Below are 19,915 nucleotides of genomic sequence, written 5' to 3' on the forward strand. Positions count from 1 at the left end.
TCTCTCCCTTCAATCCTGGTGTTCCCGCACGCCGGCCAGCAGCATGCTCAAGATGCCCCAAGCCACCAGGCCCAGCACGAACGTCGCCAAGATGCTGCGCAGACGGCGTGGTTCGAGGGCAACATCGGGCAGGCTGGGCTGGGCTATGCGTTCGATGTACACCTGCTTGCGCTGGGCTTCGCTACGCGCTTGTTCTAACGACGCGAGGGCGCTGGCCAGTTGCTTGTCGGCAAATTCGCGTTCCAGCGCCAGGCGCTGGTATTCAGCCGCCTTGTTGGCCAGCGAGAGCTCGCCACCAGTGACCTTGGTAGTCTCGGCGGCCATTTCGGCCTGCAGCGTGCTGGCGCGGGTTTGCAGGGCCGGAATTTGCGGGTTTTGCGGGGTAAAGGCCTTGAGCTGGGCCAGCTGGGTTTTGGTGGCGATCAGCTCGTCTTGCAGCTTGGCCACTTGCTGTAACTGCACCGTGGCTTGTCTTTCGGGGTCCACCACGCCTTTGGCGTTGCGGTAGGTGGATAGCGCCAGGGCTGCGGATTTGGATTTGGCTTCCGCCTCGGCCACTTCAGACGCGGCAGAGCTTATCAAGTCCTGGCGGCCGCGCTCGTTCAGGCGGTTGACCAAGCCTTCGCTCAGCTCCAGCAGCTTTTGGTTGATGTTCTGCGCGTCTTGTGCGGCGTAGGCGCGCACGGTCAGCGTGGTGATGGACGAAGCGCTGTCTTGCTGGATGTCCACCTTTTTCTGGTAATAGCGGTGCAAGGCTTCGAAGCTGGTGTCAAAGTCGAGCCCGCCAAAGCGACTTACCCGGTCCACCGAGTCGCTGGCAAATGACTTGCCCACTGACAGCGTGTCGTCTATTTCCTTGAGGGCATCGCGTGAGAGCACATAGTCGCGCACGGTGTAGCTGTCGTCTTGCGCGCGCGAAAAGCCCGCGCCCTTGAGCAATGCGCCCAAGCCAGTGGCAACCTGCCGGTCTGGGCTGCGCACGACAATGCGGCTTTCAGAGACATAAACATCTGACGCCATCAAGCCGAAATAGAGGGTCGCCAGCATGGTGGGCACGGCGACGGTCAAGAGAAAAAGACGATTGATGCCAGAAAAACGTTTTTTCAGGGATTGACTCCCGCTGACCCCGTTCAACGCGGGGGGTGATTGCATTTCCAAGAGATGTTCCTATTTGTGTCGAAGTCGAGCGGGAAAAAGATGGCGTAAAAATAACGTAGAGAGGCCGCGACGGCTGGCGATCCGAATCTTCGAAGTGCTTCTATTGATCTGGCCCTGTGAAGTTTGAACCGTTCGCCCTGAGCCTGAACGGTAGTTGATACATCAAAGGGCCGAATCTATAGTGCATTCAAGCAAGGGGCATTAGACCCGCCCGTACACATCCTGAAAGCGAACGATGTCGTCTTCACCCAGGTACTGACCGCTTTGCACTTCGATCATCACCAAGTTCAGGATGCCGGGGTTCTCCAGCCGATGCTTGTGGCCTGCAGGGATATAAGTTGATTCGTTGGTGTTGACGAACAACTCATTTTCGCCGTTAACCACCCTGGCCATGCCGCTGACGACAATCCAGTGCTCACTGCGGTGGTGGTGCATCTGCAGCGACAAGGATGCACCTGGCTTGACTTCGATGCGCTTGATTTTGAAGCTGGGGTCTTCTTCCAGCACCGTGTAGGTGCCCCATGGGCGATGCACAGTCAGGTGATGCTTATGGGCATCATGCCCATTCGTCTTGAGCGTTTTATACAGGTGCTTGACGTCCTGTGCGCGGGCCTTGTCGGCCACCAACAAAGCATCCGGGGTGTCAACAATGATGAGATTGTCCACACCAACTGCGCCGATAACGCGATTGTTGCTTTGGATGTAGCAGTTGGAGACATCATGCAAGAGCGCCTCGCCGTCGATTCGGTTGCCGTCGCTGTCAGCTACAGAAAGATCGCCCAATGCAGTCCAGGAGCCGATATCGCTCCAGCCGATGGTGCAGGGAACCACTGCGACCTGGTCTGATTGCTCCATGACAGCGTAGTCAATGGAGTTGTCTGGAACCTGCGCGAAGCTGGCCGAATCAAGTTCAAGCTCCACCAGGTCTTTGCCTTCAGCCCTACGAGACTGAGCCATGCACAACTGGGTCGCTGCAAGAATGTCTGGGCAATGCTGTTGCATAGCCTTCAGCATGGTGCCGGCCTGGAAGCAGAACATGCCGGAATTCCACAGAAAGCGGCCGGAATCTAGGTATTCACGGGCTTTTTCAAGAGAAGGTTTTTCGACAAAACGCAGCACCTGATTGCCTTCAGCTTCAATGTAGCCGTAGCCAGTTTCAGGGGCATCGGGCTGGATGCCGAAGGTGACCAGCTTACCCTGCTGGGCCAAAACTGCGGCCTGGGCCACGGCATTGGCAAAGGCTTCCTGATCGGCGATCAGATGGTCGGCAGCCAGCACAAGCAAAACTGCGTCCTCACCGTGCGCCTTGACCGCATGCAGCGCTGCGGCGGCAATGGCTGCTGCTGTGTTGCGGCCGAAGGGTTCCAATATGAAAGATGTCGCCAACTGGGCTTTATTGACCTCACGAAACTCGTCTTGGGTCTTGAAGAAAAGCTCTCGATTTGTAACGGTGAGCACTTCAGTAACCCCAGGCAGGGTTGCCCCGCGAAGAAAGGCTTTTTGCAGCAAGCTCTGCCCATCTGCCAGGCGAATAAACGGCTTGGGATGAAGCTCGCGCGAAACAGGCCAAAGACGAGATCCAGCGCCGCCACAGAGAATTGCGGGAATGAGCTTCATTGAAAATTTCTACAGGGTAAAACAAAGCATGCGCGGCACTTGCGCAGCAAGAAGAAATCTGGGGGGGACGTAGACGCATCCAAGACACAACTGCGAACAGCCGTAAATATACATCGTGCATCACAAATATAATGGAATTGTGGCGGACGAACGGCACTGTCGCTGGCGGACGTGATGGCAGTGCAGTCAGGCCGGGAGCCGCTGGACTACAGCACGTGGAATGCCGACAAGCCTGCCTACATTCAGGCAATTCGCCAGGGTGTTCAGATGGAATACGCGCCGATGAAACGACTGGTGGCGCAAGCGCTGAGCGGCGGCGCGGCTTGAATCAGGCCGCCAGCTTGATGTGTGAAAACGGTGCTGGCGGCGGTTTTGCAGCTTTTGCTCCAGCTGTTTCACGGTGAGCCCTGTTTCCAGCGCAGTCGAACTGGCCACTGCCCGGCGCACGGCTTGCAGGCTGGGCTTGGCAGCCTGCTGAATGGGGGCGGTGTTTTTGAGCATGGTTACATCATGTAACTATAAGTACAGTATGCCGGGTGAACTTGGGGCGAGGGACAAAACATCCATATGACTGACATTGGCAAGCCTGAGCGCGCCACGCAAAACCGCGCGGGCAAACTCTTCTGCGACGAACTTGGGTACACCACTATCTAGGCGACTGGTCAGACCGCGCCGATACCGGACCGCATGGCGCCAGCAACAGTTCTGCCTTGTGCCTGTGGAGCGATTTTTTGAGCCATGCTGGGAGACTGGCAAAGCAGTGCCATGGAGCATCCACCGCCAGGATGGGGACCTGAGCGCCCGCGTGGACATGAGCGCCCTTGTGATCGTCGGCCAAGTGGATGGCGTGTGGCAAGTGCAGTGCCATGTTGATTTCCACGCAAACCTAACCCACCATTTCCATCTCGATCTGACCCACCCTGGTTTGTGAACTTCACGCTCACGTTGTGGATAAGTTCTTGGCTGTCTTCTCCTTCTTGGTGGTCTGTGGTGGTTGCTGTGCAGAGCTGTTCTTGAATCGATAGCTGTCGTTACCGGTTTCCAGAATATGGCAGTGATGCGTAAGCCGGTCCAGCAATGCCGTAGTCATCTTCGCATCCCCGAACACACTGGCCCATTCGCTGAAGCTCAGGTTGGTGGTGATCACGACGCTGGTGCGCTCGTACAGCTTGGACAGCAGGTGGAACAGCAAGGCGCCTCCTGACGTACTGAACGGCAGGTAGCCCAGCTCATCCAGGATCACCAAATCGGCATAGGCCAGGCGGTGGGCCAACTGTCCGGGCTTGCCGTTGGCCTTCTCCTCCTCCAACGCATTGACCAGCTCCACCGTGGAGAAGAACCGCACCCTGCGGTGATGGTGCTCGATGGCTTGCACCCCGAGGGCTGTGGCGATGTGGGTCTTGCCCGTACCCGGTCCACCCACCAGCACCACGTTGTTGGCGTTCTCCAAGAAGTCGCACCGGTGCAGCTGGCGTACCAGTGCCTCGTTCACCTCGCTGTGGCCGAAGTCAAACCCAGCCAGGTCCCGGTACGCCGGGAATCTGGCCACCTTCAATTGGTAGGCTACCGAGCGCACCTCCCGCTCGGCGGTCTCGGCCTTGAGCAGTTGAGACAGGATGGGCTGTGCCGCATCGAAGGCCGGTGCACCTTGCTCAGCCAGTTCCGCAACCGCCTGGGCCATACCGTGCATCTTGAGCTCGCGCAACATGATCACGATGGAAGCGATGGCAGGGTCATGACGCATAGCGCACCTCCCTCAATTGGTCGTAGCGAAGCACATTGGCCTGGGGTTCCACCGCCAGCTTGAGGGCCTGGGGCGAAGTGACCGGTGCTGGAGCGGGCTTGCCGTCCAGCAGGCGATGGAGCACGTTCAGGATGTGGGTCTTGCTGGCAGCACCTGACTCCAGTGCCAGCTCCACTGCGGTGAGTACCGCCTGCTCGTCGTGGTGCAGCACCAGTGCCAGAACCTCCACCATCTCCCGGTCGCCGCCGGGTTGCTTGAGCAAGGTGGCCTGCAGTCGCTTGAAGGCCGCTGGTAGCTCCAGGAACGGAGCACCATTGCGCAAGGCTCCGGGCTTGCGCTGCAGCACCGCCAGGTAGTGGCGCCAGTCGTAGACGGTCAGCCCAGCACCATGGTGGTTACGCTCGATCAGGCGCTGGTGCTCGCACACGATCTGGCCTTCGGCGGCAATCACCAAGCGGTCTGCGTAGACCCGCAGGCTTACAGGCCGGTTGGCATACGGGGCCGGCACGCTGTAGCGGTTGCGCTCGAAGTGGACCAAGCAGGTGGGCGAGACGCGCTTGGTGTGCTCCACAAAGCCATCGAAGGGCCGAGGCATCGGCATCAAGGTTGCCTTCTCTTGAGCCCAGACATCCGCGACGGTGCCCGGCAACTTGCCATGCTCGATCTCATTCCATAAGGCCACGCAGCGCTCCTCAAGCCAGGCGTTGAGCTCAGTCAGGCCTGGGAATGGCGGCACCACCTGCCACAGACGATGGCGGGCGTCGCGCACGTTCTTCTCCACCTGGCCCTTCTCCCAGCCCGACGCGGGATTGCAGAACTCGGCCTCGAACAGGAAGTGGCTGACCATGGCCGCAAAGCGCGCATTGACGTCGCGCTCCTTGCCACGGCGCACCCGGTCTACAGCGGTGCGCATGTTGTCGTAGATGCCACGGCGGGGCACACCGCCCAGAACTACGAACGCATGGTTGTGAGCGTCAAACAGCATCTCGTGCGTCTGCAGCGGATAGGCGCGCAGGTAGAACGCTCGGCTGTGGCTGAGCTTGAAGTGGGCCACTTGCAGCTTGGTGCGCACTCCGGCCAGCACTGCCCAGTCCTCGCTCCAGTCGAACTGGAAGGCCTCACCTGGGCCGAAGGCCAGGGGAACGAAGGTGCCGCGGCCGGTGGTCTGCTGGGCCACCACGCGCTGCTCTTGCCACAGCCGGGCAAAGGCGGCAACCCGGTTGTAGGAGCCGGTATAGCCCAGGGCCTGCAGATCAGCGTACATCTGCTTGACGGTACGCCGCTGCTTGCGGGATCGGCCAGCTTCCGTCTTGAGCCAGCCCGAGAGCTTCGATGCGAAGGGATCGAGCTTGGATGGACTGACCCGCTTGGCATAGTGCGGCTCGGCCTCGCCTGCGCGCAGGTACTTGCGGATGGTGTTGCGCGAGAGGCCCGTGCGGCGGGCGATCTCTCGGATGGACAACTGCTCTCGCAGGGCCCAGCGCCTGATGACACTCAGTGTTGCCACGTCTATCACTCCTGGTCTCCTGCTGCTCAACAAAGCAGCAGGTTAGGGTTAGTACGTGGGTCAGGTTTAGATGGAAATCCTGGGGGTTAGTGGGTCACTTCTGCGTGGAAATCAACACCAAGGCCTTGGCTGCCTCAGGTTTATCTTTGTTTGAGCCCCAGATGATGTTTAGCATTCAATGTCCCGCTTCATGGCATGGTCTACTTTCGCGATTGCCTAGCGCTATGGCTGCAAATGTCTGCTGGTCACGCCGATCAATTCTGACGATTGTCGCGTGATCTTCGTGTTGGATTCTCGGTGGTACTCACGCTGCGCCGGAGGTCTCAAATGGAGCCCGGCGTGAAGGTAACGTGCGGGTCGAGGGCGATTGTGCGCTCCCAGATGATTGGTCCGGCCAGACTGAGTGGGGAGAGACAGGCTAGTCTCAACGAATCGAGTGAACAGACGCTCGCCAATCGACCGCGCCGGGAGGCAAAAGCTGCCAAAAGCTTCAGGTCTACCGCAAGCGGTAGCTATCGGCCTGATCGGCCTGTTGGCGGCATACGATTACCCTTTCGATCCCTGCACAAGGTTTCGAGCCAGCTCGAATTCATCAATCAGGCCATCTACATCCACCGGGTGCGTAACTAGCAGCCGGTCAAGGTTGTTTGCGACGCGCTGAAGTTTGACCATATCGGCCTGAGATGGAGGCTGCACGGCAGCAAGTACTCCGTTCACACGGACGCGAGCGCCCATTTTTGCTGGACCGGCCACAACTGAGACAGGTTTGGACACATCAGCCCTCATGCTGGAGCGAACATCAGATGCCCGACCTCCGACTTGGCAGGCCGCACCTTGATTTCAATGTCGTAGCCCAGCCGGGTTAGACAGTCCATCAGCTTGCGCTCGGAAAGATTACTGAAGTCGCCGCGCATCATGTCTGAAACTTTGGGCTGTGTGATGCCCATCAGCTTGGCTGCCTCTTGCTGCGTGAGGCCCCTGCTACGCATGGCCTTCCTAATCTCGACGACCAAGCCGGTTTTGATCTTGAGCTTTTCTGCGTCTGCCAAGCCGAGGTCAGCAAACACATTGCCAGAACCGCGATGCACCTCAACGCCGTCAACAAGATGAGTTTTCATTTACGCAACTCCTTCACATACGCTTCGGCAATCTTGAGCCTAGCGTGAACAATGTCCATGTCCTCTTTGGGCGTGGCGATGCCGCGCTTGCTCTTCTTTTGAAAGCAGTGCAGAACGAATACTGCTTCCGCGAATTTGACGGTGTAGACAGCGCGATAGGTACCACCGGCATCGTCCTCCACCACTTCGAGCACACCGGCACCGCCAAAGCCTTTGAGCACCTTAGCGTCGTCGTGCTTGTCTCCAGCTTGTGCCAGGGATAGCGCAAAACCGAAGTGGCGCCGCACTTCGTCAGGCAATGCCATCAAGTCCTTGTAGCTGCTGCCGATCCACTCCAGTGGTTTATCAGAGGTTGCCATGGTCAAAATATATATGAAAAGGTATAAATCGTCAATATCCGATCTTCGGCGAGAACCATCCCAGCAGACGCAAAAAGCAATGACCTACGTCCTGCGCAGCATGAGGGGCACTCATGGAAGTTGTTCCCGAAGAAGGTGTTTTTATCCACTGGTAACAGTCACCATGTAACCAAAGCACGAGTTTTGCTGTGCTGGACGTTGCTGAACTTTGAACGGACGAACTGCCGCTGGCGGCGAAAGATTGGATATTTGGCATGCCGATTGCAGCCACCAGAACGGCCAGCAAGCGCACTTTTTTGCTCGGCTGGTACTGGTGGTGCTGTGACGACCGGAAAGCGCTCAAAATGCGATCCAGCCGATTGGTCGCTCAGCGGAAACGATGGTGCTTTTGCTGCGGCTGCTCTGCATGGCTGTCTGGTGGCTCAAACGCTTCCAGCGGGAACATGCCGGTGTCGCGCAGAGCATCGCACGCCTGCCGCAACAGCACCTCCGGTTTCCACCACGTCGCCTGACGACTGCGCCAAAAAGCATTCACCCTGCGTGTGTGCTCGGTGTGCTTGAACGCCGCCAGCGCAGCTTTGACTCTTGATGGAATTGTTACTCAGAACGTCTCACCAAAGCGCATAAGCAATTGTGGTTAGAACTATGGCCCATAAGCAAAAAAGCCACCTTACGGTGGCTTTTTGCTTTGCAAATCATAGACTTACAAATACCTGCTGGCGGAAACGGAGGGATTCGAACCCTCGATGAGGCTCTACACCCCATACTCCCTTAGCAGGGGAGCACCTTCGGCCACTCGGTCACGTTTCCAATCTAGCTATTATGCCTCATTTTCGAGGCGTTTCTGGCAGTCTCAGGCCGCCGGCTGGTCCAGTTCGAACGCCTTGTGCAGGCTGCGCACGGCCAGTTCCATGTATTTTTCGTCGATGACCACCGAGGTCTTGATCTCGGAGGTGGAAATCATCTGGATGTTGATGCCTTCTTCGCTCAAGGTGCGGAACATCTTGCTGGCCACGCCCACATGGCTGCGCATGCCGATGCCGACAATGCTCACCTTGCAGATCTTGGTGTCGCCCGCCACTTCTTGTGCACCCAGCTCCGGCAGCACTTTTTCATTGAGCAGCTCGACCGTACGCGCGTAGTCGTTGCGATTGACGGTGAAGCTGAAGTCGGTCTTGCCGTCCTTGCTGACGTTCTGGATGATCACGTCAACTTCAATGTTGGCCTCGGCCACGGCGCCCAGGATCTGGTAGGCGATGCCTGGCTTGTCGGGCACGCCCAGCACCGAAATCTTGGCCTCGTCGCGGTTGAAAGCGATGCCGGATACGACGGCTTGTTCCATTTTTTCGTCTTCCTCAAAAGTGATCAGCGTGCCGGACTTGGCTTCTTCGTTGATGTCGATGTCCCAGGGCGTGAAGCTGGAGAGCACGCGCATGGGCACCTTGTATTTGCCTGCAAACTCGACCGAGCGGATCTGCAGCACCTTGCTGCCCAGACTGGCCATTTCCAGCATTTCCTCAAAGCTCACAGTATGCAGACGACGTGCCTCGGGCACCACGCGCGGGTCGGTGGTGTAAACGCCATCCACGTCGGTGTAGATCAGGCATTCGGCGGCTTTCATGGCGGCTGCCACGGCCACGGCCGAGGTGTCCGAGCCACCGCGTCCCAGCGTGGTGATGTTGCCTTCTCCGTCGATGCCCTGAAAGCCGGTGACGATGACCACCTTGCCGGCGTTCAGGTCGGCGCGCACGCGCTGGTCGTCGATCGACTCGATGCGCGCCTTGGTGTAGCTGCTGTCGGTGCGGATGGGGACCTGCCAGCCAGCGTAGCTGACCGCTTCCATTCCTTCGGATTGCAGCGCGATGGCCAGCAACGCTGACGAGGCCTGCTCGCCGGTGGCGGCGAGCATGTCAAGTTCGCGATGGTAAGACTGCATGGCGCGCTCGGGCGCCAGCTCTTTGGCCAGGCCGAGCAGGCGGTTGGTTTCGCCGCTCATGGCGCTCGGAACCACCACCATCTGGTGGCCGGCGCGTGCCCATTTGGCCACGCGCTTGGCGACATTGCGAATGCGCTCGGGAGAGCCCATCGATGTGCCGCCGTATTTATGAACGATCAATGCCATTGGATATTGGGGTGACGAAACTGGAGCCGCAGCGCAGGTTGGACACTGTTTTGGTGCGCCGCCGTTTTTCGTGCCGTTGTTAGACCAAAACCTCGGGATTGTACCAACCGAGCTGCGGCCCCGATCGCACCACGAATCCCCGCCCCACCTTGATGTGAATGCGATGGCCGCGCGTGGTGCAGGCGGCAAGCTGGTTCAGCAACTCCCCAAGCTGCGCCGCGGAGGGCGTGGTGGCATGCGCCACACGCAACCAGTGGCGCAACACGTTGGCCTGGCGCGCACGGCTCAAGCCTTGCAATGCGGTGATGTGCGGCGGTGCGCCAACCCGCAGCAAGTCCTGCTGCGCCAGTTCGTCCAGCAATTCGGCCGCCTGTGCAGCGTTGGATGCCGAACGGGCAAATGTGCCGCGAAACGCCGGAAACGCGGCCTCCAGCGCAGGCAACAATTGCGCGCGAATGCGGTTGCGGGTGTAGCGCTGGTCGGTGTTGGTGGGGTCTTCCACCCAGGGCTGGCCCTGCAAACGCAGCCAGCTGCGGATATCAGCACCGGCCACCTGCAGCAACGGGCGATGCCAGACCACCCCTGCCCGCTCCCAGCGGGCGGGCATGGCGGCCAGCCCGGCAATGCCCGCGCCGCGCGAAAGCGCGAGCAGCAGGGTTTCGACCTGGTCGTCCGCATGTTGCGCAATTGCTATTGATTTAATAGCTGCTTGCGCTTTACTGGCAATGGCTACAGCCTCAAAAGCCTTGTATCGCGCCTGCCGGGCAGCGTCTTCGGGGCTCTGGCCAGGGGTGTGGCGGGCGTCCAGCCGCTTTACCCACAGCGGCACATTGAGGCTTTGGCACAGGGCAGCACAATGCTGCTCGAAACCATCGGCTGCCGCCTGCAAGCCGTGGTGCACATGGATGGCCTGCACCTGCCCCGGCCATTTGCGTGCGCAGGCAAGCAACAGGGCCGTCGAGTCGGCGCCACCACTCAGCCCCACCGCCATTGGCAACGCAGGCGAAAAATCGGCAATGGCCAGGTCGAACGAGACAGTCATGGCATACCCTCGCCCGCCCGCAACAACCAGACAGCCGCACCAATGCAAAGGCCCCTTGCGGGGCCATGGCACAGGGGCGAGAAGAAGGCGGCAGCCTTCATCACCAGGCAATCAACGGCTGTCGGCCTTGGTGTCAGTGAAGCGGCCATAGCTTTGCAGGCGGCCATAGCGGCGATCCAGCAGGTCTTTGGTCTTGAGGTCGGCCACCTGGCGGAATGCATCGCCCAGCGCGCGCTTGAGGAAAGCCGCCATCTGCTTGGGATCGCGGTGTGCGCCGCCCACGGGCTCGCTGACGATCTTGTCCACCAGGCCCAGCGCCTTGAGGCGGTGCGCGGTAATGCCCAGGGCGTCGGCCGCTTCCTGGGCCTTGTCGCTGGTCTTCCAGAGGATGGAGGCACAGCCCTCGGGGCTGATGACCGAATAAATGGCGTATTGCAACATGACCACCTGGTCGCCAACGCTGATGGCCAGCGCGCCGCCCGAGCCGCCTTCGCCAATGATGGTGGTGATGATGGGCACCTCAAGTTGCGCCATCTCGAAGATGTTGCGGCCGATGGCTTCGGACTGGCCGCGCTCTTCGGCGTCGATGCCGGGGTAGGCACCGGGCGTGTCCACGAACGTGAACACGGGCAGCTTGAATTTTTCGGCCGTCTTCATGAGACGCAGGGCCTTGCGGTAGCCCTCGGGCTTGCTCATGCCGAAGTTGCGCATGGCGCGCTCTTTGGTGTCGCGGCCCTTTTGCTGGCCCAGCACCATGCAGGCGTGGCCATTGAAACGCGCCAGGCCGCCCACGATAGACAGGTCGTCCGCATAGTGGCGGTCGCCGTGCAGTTCAACGAAGTCGGTGAAGATGTCGCGCACGTAGTCGAGCGTGTAGGGGCGCTCAGGGTGGCGGGCAATCTTGGTGATCTGCCACGGGCTCAGATCGCTGTAGATGTCCTTGGTGAGCTGCTGGCTCTTTTTGCTGAGCTGGTCGATTTCTTCCGAGATATCCACCGCGCTCTCGGTCTGCACGTAGCGCAGTTCTTCGATTTTGGATTCGAGTTCGGCAATAGGCTGCTCGAAATCCAGAAAGGTCTTTTTCGCCAACGTATTTCTCCTTGGGTCGCTCCCTCAGTGCCTCTGGTGCGAGGCCTGTGTTGCAACCGGTTCATGACTGTTTAAACTGGCCTCAATAGGCCACGGGCAACGGGTCGAGCGATCTCCAAATATACCAAGTCGCCACACTGCACCAGGGCTTCCAGGCCTCGGCCACCTCGCGGGCATCGCTGCGGCTGACCGGATCGCCCGAAAAATAGTTCTGGCTGATACCGTTGATCAACCCCACATCATCCAGGGGCAGCACATTCGGGCGCATCAGATAGAAGATCAGGAACATTTCGGCCGTCCAGCGGCCGATGCCACGGATGGCCACCAGCTCGGCAATGATGGCCTCGTCGTCCATGGCCGCCCAGTCTTTGACATGCAGCTTGCCCGCATCAAAGTGCACCGCCAGGTCCACCAGATAGTCCACCTTGCGGGCCGACAGGCCGGCCGCACGCATGTCGTCGATCTTGAGCTTGAGCACGTTGCCGGGCTTCATGGTGCGCGGCAGCGCGGCGAAGCGCTCCCACACGGTTTGCGCGGCCTTCACCGATATCTGCTGCCCGACGATGCTGCGCGCCAGCGTGGTGAATGCGTCACCGCGCGTTTGCAAAGCCGCATCACCAAACTGGGGAATCAGCCGCTTCATCACCCGGTCTTTCTTCATCAGATGCTTGCAGGCATCGGCCCAGTAGTCGGGCGTAGCCAGCGCCGGGCTGGATGGGCCGAGTGCCTCAGTCGCTACATTTTTAGAAGCTGCCACTGCTCGCCCCATCTGCCCTGGCGGCGTATTTCACATTCAAAAAAATCACTGTGCAGCTTCCCAGGTCGTTCCGGCGGCCGAGTCCTTGAGCACGATGCCCTGGGCCAGCAGGGCATTGCGGATGCGGTCAGCCTCTGCAAAATCCTTGCCCGCCTTCGCGGCTGCACGGGCGGCAATCTGCGCCTGGATGGCAGCCTCGTCAAAACCCGCACCGGCCTGCAAAAAGGCCTGCGGATCGCCCTGCAGCAGGCCCAGGCAGCCCGCCAGCGCCTTGAGCAGGCCCGCCAGTTCGGCAGAACGGGTCTTGTTGACCTCGCTGGCCAGATCGAACAGCACAGCAATGGCCTCGGGCGTGCCAAAGTCTTCATCCATGGCCGCCTTGAAGCGTGCGGCATGGGGCTCGGCCCAGTCGATGGCCACGCTGGCTGGCGCCACCAGGCTCAATGCCGTGTAAAGCCGCTTGAGCGACTGGCGCGCGTCATCCAGGTGCGCATCGCTGTAGTTGAGGGCGCTGCGGTAGTGGGCGCGCACGATGAAAAAGCGCACCGTCTCGGCGTCGTACTGCTTCAGCACATCGCGGATGGTGAAGAAGTTGCCAAGCGACTTGCTCATCTTCTCGTTGTCCACGCGCACGAAACCGTTGTGCACCCAAAAGCGCGCCAGCGGCTTGCCCGTGGCGCCTTCGCTCTGGGCGATTTCGTTTTCGTGGTGCGGAAACTGCAGGTCAGCACCGCCACCGTGGATATCAAAAGTTTCGCCCAGCGTGGCGCAGCTCATGGCCGAGCATTCGATGTGCCAGCCCGGGCGGCCCGCGCCAAAGGGGCTGTCCCATTTGGCTTCGGGCGGCTCGCCCTCTTTGGCGGATTTCCACAGCACAAAGTCGAGCGGGTCTTCCTTGCCGTCCTGCACCGCAACGCGTTCACCGGCACGCAGCTCATCCAGCGATTTACCCGAGAGCTTGCCGTAGCCCGCAAACTTGCGCACAGAGTAGTTCACGTCGCCATGGGGCGAGCGATAGGCCAGGCCCTTGCCTTCGAGCTGGCCGATCAACGACAGCATCTGCGGCACGTATTCGGTGGCGCGCGGCTCAAGGGCGGGGGGCTCGATGCCCAGGGCGCCAATGTCGGCGTGCATGGCAGCGATCATTTCGTCGGTGAGCTGGCGGATGGTGATGCCCCGCTCCAGCGCCCGCTTGATGATCTTGTCGTCAATGTCGGTGATGTTGCGCACATAGGTCACGCGGTAGCCGCTGCTTTTGAGCCAGCGCTGCACCACGTCAAACGCCATCATCATGCGGGCGTGGCCAATGTGGCACAGGTCATAGATGGTCATGCCGCACACATACATGCGCACATGGCCAGGTTCGAGCGGGGAAAAATCTTCCAAGGCACGCGACAGCGTGTTGTAGATGCGCAAACTCATGGGATTTCTGTAACGAGAGACTTGATGGGGGGACGGGTGAAGCCAGCTCACCCTGCAGCGAAAGGGTTGGGCCCTGCGAGGGGATGCGCCCAGCCTTGGGCGCCCAGCGAAATCACCAGCGGCAACAGCGCACCGTCATGACAACCCCCTCAGCTACAATCCGCCGAAGTATAAGCCCCGCCCGGCCCCGGACGGCGCGCACCTCCTCCCTACCCGCCATGAAGCAAGTCTGCAGCACCCTCCCACGACTTTTGCGCCTGTTGGCCCTGACTGCATGGCTGGGCGCAGGCATGGCCCACGCCAGCGACTATGTTGAGATCAGCCAGTTGCTCAAGACCGGCAAGGCAGCCGAAGCCCTGAGCAAGGCAGACCAACGCCTGACGGCCGCCCCGCGCGACCCGCAATTGCGCTTTCTGCGCGGCGTGGCGCAAACCGACATCGGCCAGACCGATGCGGCCATCGCCACCTTCACCCAGCTCATTCAGGAATACCCCGAGCTGCCCGAGCCCTACAACAACCTGGCGGTGATCTACGCCAGCCAGAACCAGCTGGACAAGGCCCGCACAGCGCTGGAGATGGCAGTGCGCAACAATCCATCGTATGCGGCGGCGCATGAGAATCTGGGCGACATCCACGCCCGGCTGGCCTACCAGTCCTACACCAAGGCGCAGCAGCTGGAGGCCAGCAACCCCGCCGTCAAGTCAAAACTGACCCAGTTGCGCACGCTGTTCCAGCCGGCTTCGGCCACTGCGGCCGGTGCTGCAGGCAAGCCCGCAGCTTCGCGCCCCTGACGACCGTCCGCGCGCAGGGGCTTGCGGCAATGCCGCCTGCACCGCAAACGGTCCGGTGGTAACTTTGGCGCCATATTCCCCATCGCCGCGGCGGCCCGTTCACCACGGTTCGCGGCCCTGATTCAATCAAGGAGTTTTGCATGATTTCCAAAAGAAAATCGACCATTGCGCTTGCTGGCATTGCGCTGGCAGCTATGTTTTTTATAGCATCTCCGGTGCAGGCACAAGACGCCCCAAAGGTGAAACTCGCCACCTCGATGGGTGACATCGTGGTGCAGCTCGACCCGGCCAAGGCACCCAAGACGGTCGAAAACTTTCTGACCTACGTGAAAGACAAGCACTACGACGGCACGGTGTTTCACCGCGTCATCGACGGCTTCATGATCCAGGGCGGTGGTTTCACGGCCGACATGGTGCAAAAGCCCACCAAGGCCCCCATCCCGCTGGAAGCCAGCAACGGCCTCAAGAACGACACCTACACCATCGCCATGGCGCGCACGGGCAACCCCAACTCGGCCACCGCGCAGTTCTTCATCAACGTCAAAGACAACGCCATGCTCAATGCCCCGCAGCCAGACGGCCACGGTTATGCCGTGTTCGGCAAGGTAGTGAGCGGCACCGAGGTGGTGGACAAGATCAAGGCCGTGGCCACCGGCAACAAGGGCGGTCACCAGAACGTGCCCAACACCCCCGTCACCATCCAGTCCGCCACGCTGGTGAAGTAATTCATTTTTTCTTAAGGAACATGCCATGAGCAACCCCCAAGTCGAACTGCACATCGCCAACTACGGCGTCATCACCCTCGAACTCGACGCCGACAAGGCGCCCAAGTCGGTCGAGAACTTCCTGTCGTATGTAAACAAGGGCCACTACAACAACACGATCTTCCATCGTGTGATCCCCGGTTTCATGGTGCAAGGCGGCGGTTTTGAGCCCGGCATGAAGCAAAAGAACTCGGATGCGCCCATCCAGAACGAAGCCAACAACGGCCTGAAGAACGCCAACTACACCGTGGCCATGGCCCGCACCAGCGACCCGCACTCGGCCACGGCGCAGTTCTTCATCAACGTGGCCGACAACGGCTTTCTGAACCACACCGCGCCATCGGCCCAGGGCTGGGGCTATGCGGTGTTCGGCAAGGTGGTGTCCGGCGCTGACGTGGTGGACAAGATCAAGGCCGTCAAGACCGGCCGCAGCGGCTTTCATGACGACGTGCCCAAGGAAGACGTGATCATCGAGAAGGCCGTCGCCCTCTGATCTGAAAACGATCTCCGTGACCACGACCGTGCCCCGGTTCGAGGAGCTTGCCGCTCCTTCGCACTGGCGCACGGTCGATTTCATTTCCGACCTGCACCTGCAGGCCTGCGAGCCCGCTACCGTGGCCGCCTGGCAGCACTACCTGCAAACCACCACGGCCGACGCCCTTTTCATCCTGGGCGACCTGTTCGAGGTGTGGGTGGGCGACGATGCCCTGCACGAAACTGGCAGCTTCGAAGCCCAGGGCTGCGCGGCCCTGCAGGCTGCGGCGCAGCGCCTGCCCGTGTACTTCATGCACGGCAACCGCGACTTTCTGGCGGGCCCGGAGTTCCTTGCGCACTGCGGCATCACCGGCCTGGCAGACCCCACCGTGCTGGTCTTCGGTGGCCAGCGCCTTGTACTCAGCCATGGCGATCTGCTGTGCCTTGACGATGTGGACTACCAGCGTTTTCGCGTGCAGGCGCGCAGCGCCGAATGGCAAGAACCCTTTCTGGCGCAACCCCTGGCCGTGCGCCGGGCGCAGGCACGCGGCATTCGCCAGAAGAGCGAAGCGCGCAAACAGTCGGGCGCCATCTATGCCGATGTGGATGGCCCCGCTGCCATCGCCTGGCTGAACGCCGCCCATGCGCGCACCCTGATCCACGGCCACACCCACAAACCGGCGAGCCACGCCCTGGCCCCTGGCCTGCAGCGCGTGGTGCTCAGCGACTGGGATGCCACCGCCCATCCGCCGCGCGCAGAAGTGCTGCGCCTGACCGCACAGGGCTTGGAACGCGTGAATTGGGCCCCCATGTACGAGCGATCCTGAACTGCGCGGGGCTTGACCTCCTGCTGCCTGATCGCCATGCCCCCCTTTCTCAACCGGCTCTGGAGCCGCGTTCGCGCCACCGTGGCGCCCGTGCCTGACATCTCGGCCACGCTGTGGCTGCAAACCCTGCAGCGCTACCCGTTTCTCGCAGCCCTTTCGCTGCACGACCAGTCCAAGCTGCGCGCCCTGAGCGCCCTCTTTTTGCACCACAAGCAGTTCCACGGCGCCCATGGTCTCGTGGTTACCGACGCCATGGCCATCGACATCGCCGCGCAGGCCTGCCTGCCGCTGCTGCACTGGGGCGACGCGGCCGCAGCGCTGGGCTGGTATGGCGATTTTGTGGGCATCGTGGTGCACCCGGGCGAGGCCGTGGCGCGCCGCCAGACAGTGGACGAAGCCGGCGTGGTGCACGAGCACACCGAGGTGCTACTGGGCGAGGCCATGGAGCGCGGCCCCATCATGCTCAGCTGGCAGCATGTGGCCAACGCCAGCCATAACACCGAGCGCGGCACCAATGTGGTGGTGCATGAGTTTGTGCACAAGCTCGACATGCGCAGCGGCGCCCCCAACGGCTGCCCGCCCCTGCCAGCGGGCTTCATGGGCACCCGCACGGCCCGCGCCGCCCACGAAGCCTGGTGGGCCGCCTGGGAGCCGGCCTATGCCGATTTTCGCGAACGCGTGATCATGGCCCAGCGGTTTGGCGCCGCGCAGCCCTGGCTGGACGCCTATGGCGCCACGGCGCCTGCCGAGTTTTTCGCGGTGGCATGCGAGGCGTATTTTGTGAACCGGGCGCAGTTTGCGCAGGAATTCCCGGCGTTGATGCCGGTGCTGGATGCGTTCTTTCGACCCGGGGACCTTCTACCGGAATGACTGCGCCGCGCACTTAAACCACAGCAAAATCATAATCAAATAGCCCCACAGGCCTTATCCAACAAGCGCAAACAGCTATTATTTATATAGCAATCAAACAACAGCCGCACCCGTGTGGATAAAGTGCCTCAAAAGGGCGTGGGGCTGGTTGAAAGCGACTCCAACCACGTCACCGTGGCGGCCAGCTCGGACGGGCGAATCTCGTGTTCGCTCGGATACTCGCGGTAGGTCACCGACACGGGCAGCGTTGCCATGTGGTGTGCAATGGCCTGGGCATTGGCCAGCGGGATCACGTTGTCGTGCGTGCCGTGGCTCAGCCACAGCTTCTTGCCGTGCAAGGCATCGTGCGAGGCCTGCAGCGGCACCACCTGCGCCAGCAGGCGGCTGTGCCAGACCACGGCGGCATGCAGCAACTCGGGCCGCGTCAGCAGCAGCGACAGTGCCATGATGCCGCCCTGGCTGAAGCCCCCCACCACCACGCGCTCGGGCGGAATGCCCAGCTGGGCCGAAGCCGCTTCCACAGTCTGCGCCACCACGGCACGGCTGTGGGCCTCTTGCTCTTCATTGATGCTGCGCGCACCGCTGCCCGGCTCGATCGAAAAATCAAACCAGGCGTGCGAGCCCGGCCCCATGCGGTGGGGCGCACGCAGGCTCAGCACATGAAAGCGGTCAGGAATCTGCGAAGACAGACTGAACAGATCCTGCTCGTTGCTGCCCACGCCGTGCATCAGCACCAGCAGCCACGGCTTGGGAGTGCCCGCAGCGGCAGGACGTTGCAAAAAAGTGAGCGGTAGATCAAGCATGGTCAAGCGCCAGAGGCGATTTTTGTTAGTGAGTTGGGCAGGCGTTCACGGTCAGGCAACTGGCTGCAACGCGAAGGCATCCATCGCGAGCATGCTGTACATCACTTCGCGACTCAAGTAGTTTGCGTGCAAATCGTCACCTGCTGCACCCAGCGCAAAGAACAGCGGCAAAAAATGGTCTTCGGTGGGATGGGCGCGCTCGGCGTGGGGCGCCAGGCTGCGGTAGTTGAGCAGCGCCTTCATGTCGCCGCGCTCCAGCGCCGATTCGATCCAACGGCTGAACGCGATCACATAGGGCGCGGGCTCGCGCGCGCCACCGAAAAACTCGGCCAGGTTGTGCGTCATGCTGCCCGACCCCAGCACCAGCACACCCTGGCTGCGCAGGCCGCGCAGCGCCGCACCCAGCGCATAGACCTCGGCGGGGCCGGCGCCCACGGGCAGCGCCACCTGCACCACGGGCAGGTCGGCCTCGGGGAACAGGTGCATCAGCGGCACCCAGGCGCCGTGGTCAAACGGGCGCTGCGCATCGCCCTGGGCGGCCACGCCGGAAGCCTGAAGCAAGTCCAGCACCTCCTGCGCCAGCGCGGGGGCGCCGGGCGCGGGGTATTGCAACTGGTACAGCGCTGGCGGAAAACCGCCAAAGTCGTGCCAGGTGGCGGGCTGCGGGCCGGTCATGACCTGCGGGGTGCGGGCCATCCAGTGCGGCGACATGATGACCACGCCACGCAACGCCGGAAACTGCGCGCGCAGACCCTGGCCCCAGCGGGTGAGCGCGGGACCGGTTTCGCCCGCATCCACCGCAAACAAGGGCGCGCCGTGCGACACATACAGTGCCGGAATCACGGCGGGGCTGGGGACTTGGCTGGTGACAGGGGCAGAAGTGGACATGGCAGGCTTTCAGTGAATACCCAGAATGTAGGCGCTATCAGTTACCGATTCAATCCGTCTACCTTCAGACATATCGTTCCACAAATGGAACCAATGCAACCGTCAACCCTGCTCAGAGCGCGCCCGCGGTGCCGTTCAGTCGCGCACTTTCCCCCGCAATGCCTTGGTTTCGCCGCGCTGGGTTTTGGCCTGGAGGCGCCGCTGACGTGAGCCATAGGTGGGCTTGGTGGCGCGGCGCGTGCGGGGCGGCTCGGCCACCGATTGCACCAGCGCATTCAATCGATCCAGTGCGTCGGCCCGGTTTTGCTCCTGGCTGCGGTATTGCTGGGCCTTGATGACCACCACGCCATCTTGTGTGATGCGGGTGTCGCGCAGGCACAGCAGGCGCTCCTTGACATCGTCGGGCAGCGACGAGGCGCCTACATCAAAGCGCAAGTGCACCGCACTCGATACCTTGTTGACATTCTGGCCACCGGCGCCCTGGGCGCGCATGGCCGTGAACTCCACCTCGGCTTCGGCAACCTGCAGCAATGCAGCGGTCATGAAAAAAGCCAAACCGGCGG

Annotated in this window: 22 protein-coding genes and 1 tRNA gene; 5 read left to right on the forward strand and 18 right to left on the reverse strand. The window is 61.3% G+C overall.

Translation table 11 applies throughout. The annotated features are described in order from the left end of the window. Positions 1-9: 9 nt before the first annotated feature. The 15 genes from K226_RS0115875 to cysS form a co-directional block, all read right to left on the reverse strand. Entirely contained in the window at positions 10-1,152 is a 1,143-nt protein-coding gene (locus K226_RS0115875) for a hypothetical protein (protein ID WP_155886568.1), read from the reverse strand. 207 nt (positions 1,153-1,359) lie between these two features. After that, positions 1,360-2,775, reverse strand: coding sequence for a mannose-1-phosphate guanylyltransferase/mannose-6-phosphate isomerase (locus K226_RS0115880; RefSeq protein WP_024815722.1), 1,416 nt, complete (start codon positions 2,773-2,775; stop codon positions 1,360-1,362). Between the two features lie 186 nt (positions 2,776-2,961). After that, complete coding sequence (locus tag K226_RS19910; RefSeq protein ID WP_155886569.1) at positions 2,962-3,276, reverse strand: hypothetical protein; 315 nt, start codon at positions 3,274-3,276, stop codon at positions 2,962-2,964. A gap of 439 nt (positions 3,277-3,715) precedes the next feature. Further along, the gene (istB, locus tag K226_RS0115900; protein ID WP_024814091.1) at positions 3,716-4,519 is read right to left on the reverse strand and encodes an IS21-like element ISThsp10 family helper ATPase IstB; all 804 of its coding nucleotides are present in this window, start codon (positions 4,517-4,519) and stop codon (positions 3,716-3,718) included. Next, a complete protein-coding gene (gene istA / locus K226_RS0115905; RefSeq protein ID WP_024814090.1) occupies positions 4,509-6,035 on the reverse strand; it encodes an IS21 family transposase in 1,527 nt (508 codons plus the stop codon). Before istA ends, istB begins: the two co-directional genes overlap by 11 nt. Positions 6,036-6,808: 773 nt before the next feature. Further along, positions 6,809-7,144: a helix-turn-helix domain-containing protein gene (locus K226_RS0115910; protein ID WP_024815723.1), complete on the reverse strand. Its 336-nt coding sequence runs from the start codon at positions 7,142-7,144 to the stop codon at positions 6,809-6,811. Then, on the reverse strand, positions 7,141-7,503 hold the full coding sequence (locus K226_RS0115915; protein WP_024815724.1) for a type II toxin-antitoxin system RelE/ParE family toxin: 363 nt from the start codon (positions 7,501-7,503) through the stop codon (positions 7,141-7,143). The genes K226_RS0115910 and K226_RS0115915 overlap by 4 nt, the downstream gene beginning before the upstream one ends. A gap of 31 nt (positions 7,504-7,534) precedes the next feature. Then, positions 7,535-7,789, reverse strand: coding sequence for a hypothetical protein (locus K226_RS19915; RefSeq protein WP_155886570.1), 255 nt, complete (start codon positions 7,787-7,789; stop codon positions 7,535-7,537). An 81-nt stretch (positions 7,790-7,870) separates the two neighbouring features. Further along, the gene (locus K226_RS19920) at positions 7,871-8,038 is read right to left on the reverse strand and encodes a hypothetical protein (protein ID WP_155886571.1); all 168 of its coding nucleotides are present in this window, start codon (positions 8,036-8,038) and stop codon (positions 7,871-7,873) included. A gap of 182 nt (positions 8,039-8,220) precedes the next feature. Next, positions 8,221-8,313, reverse strand: a tRNA-Ser gene (locus K226_RS0115930). 43 nt (positions 8,314-8,356) lie between these two features. Further along, positions 8,357-9,625 (reverse strand): aspartate kinase, encoded by a 1,269-nt coding sequence (locus K226_RS0115935; protein WP_024815725.1) that lies wholly within the window; start codon positions 9,623-9,625, stop codon positions 8,357-8,359. Between the two features lie 79 nt (positions 9,626-9,704). Continuing rightward, positions 9,705-10,667 carry a tRNA lysidine(34) synthetase TilS gene (tilS, locus tag K226_RS0115940; protein WP_024815726.1) on the reverse strand — a complete coding sequence of 321 codons (963 nt, stop codon included), beginning with the start codon at positions 10,665-10,667 and terminating at the stop codon, positions 9,705-9,707. Between the two features lie 111 nt (positions 10,668-10,778). Continuing rightward, positions 10,779-11,756, reverse strand: a complete 978-nt coding sequence (locus tag K226_RS0115945; RefSeq protein WP_024815727.1) for an acetyl-CoA carboxylase carboxyltransferase subunit alpha — start codon at positions 11,754-11,756, stop codon at positions 10,779-10,781. A gap of 82 nt (positions 11,757-11,838) precedes the next feature. Continuing rightward, on the reverse strand, positions 11,839-12,513 hold the full coding sequence (locus K226_RS0115950; protein WP_024815728.1) for a DNA-3-methyladenine glycosylase: 675 nt from the start codon (positions 12,511-12,513) through the stop codon (positions 11,839-11,841). Between the two features lie 45 nt (positions 12,514-12,558). Then, positions 12,559-13,935 carry a cysteine--tRNA ligase gene (gene cysS, locus K226_RS0115955; protein ID WP_024815729.1) on the reverse strand — a complete coding sequence of 459 codons (1,377 nt, stop codon included), beginning with the start codon at positions 13,933-13,935 and terminating at the stop codon, positions 12,559-12,561. Between the two features lie 218 nt (positions 13,936-14,153). Here cysS and K226_RS0115960 point away from each other — a divergent pair, with 218 nt between their 5' ends. From K226_RS0115960 to K226_RS0115980, 5 genes are all read left to right on the forward strand, one after another. After that, the gene (locus tag K226_RS0115960) at positions 14,154-14,726 is read left to right on the forward strand and encodes a tetratricopeptide repeat protein (RefSeq protein ID WP_024815730.1); all 573 of its coding nucleotides are present in this window, start codon (positions 14,154-14,156) and stop codon (positions 14,724-14,726) included. Positions 14,727-14,866: 140 nt separating this feature from the next. Beyond that, positions 14,867-15,451, forward strand: coding sequence for a peptidylprolyl isomerase (locus K226_RS0115965; RefSeq protein WP_024815731.1), 585 nt, complete (start codon positions 14,867-14,869; stop codon positions 15,449-15,451). A 25-nt stretch (positions 15,452-15,476) separates the two neighbouring features. Then, a complete protein-coding gene (locus K226_RS0115970; protein ID WP_024815732.1) occupies positions 15,477-15,983 on the forward strand; it encodes a peptidylprolyl isomerase in 507 nt (168 codons plus the stop codon). A gap of 16 nt (positions 15,984-15,999) precedes the next feature. Next, on the forward strand, positions 16,000-16,791 hold the full coding sequence (locus K226_RS0115975) for a UDP-2,3-diacylglucosamine diphosphatase (RefSeq protein WP_024815733.1): 792 nt from the start codon (positions 16,000-16,002) through the stop codon (positions 16,789-16,791). 36 nt (positions 16,792-16,827) lie between these two features. Further along, the gene (locus tag K226_RS0115980; protein ID WP_024815734.1) at positions 16,828-17,661 is read left to right on the forward strand and encodes a zinc-dependent peptidase; all 834 of its coding nucleotides are present in this window, start codon (positions 16,828-16,830) and stop codon (positions 17,659-17,661) included. A 128-nt stretch (positions 17,662-17,789) separates the two neighbouring features. Here K226_RS0115980 and K226_RS0115985 read toward each other — a convergent pair whose 3' ends face one another. The 3 genes from K226_RS0115985 to arfB form a co-directional block, all read right to left on the reverse strand. Further along, positions 17,790-18,464 carry an alpha/beta hydrolase gene (locus tag K226_RS0115985; RefSeq protein WP_024815735.1) on the reverse strand — a complete coding sequence of 225 codons (675 nt, stop codon included), beginning with the start codon at positions 18,462-18,464 and terminating at the stop codon, positions 17,790-17,792. A gap of 51 nt (positions 18,465-18,515) precedes the next feature. Continuing rightward, positions 18,516-19,352: a dioxygenase gene (locus K226_RS0115990; protein WP_024815736.1), complete on the reverse strand. Its 837-nt coding sequence runs from the start codon at positions 19,350-19,352 to the stop codon at positions 18,516-18,518. A 135-nt stretch (positions 19,353-19,487) separates the two neighbouring features. Beyond that, positions 19,488-19,895: an alternative ribosome rescue aminoacyl-tRNA hydrolase ArfB gene (arfB, locus tag K226_RS0115995; RefSeq protein ID WP_024815737.1), complete on the reverse strand. Its 408-nt coding sequence runs from the start codon at positions 19,893-19,895 to the stop codon at positions 19,488-19,490. Positions 19,896-19,915 lie beyond the last annotated feature (20 nt).

The organism is Acidovorax sp. JHL-3 (assembly GCF_000526295.1).
Taxonomy (GTDB): Bacteria; Pseudomonadota; Gammaproteobacteria; order Burkholderiales; family Burkholderiaceae_C; genus Acidovorax; species Acidovorax defluvii.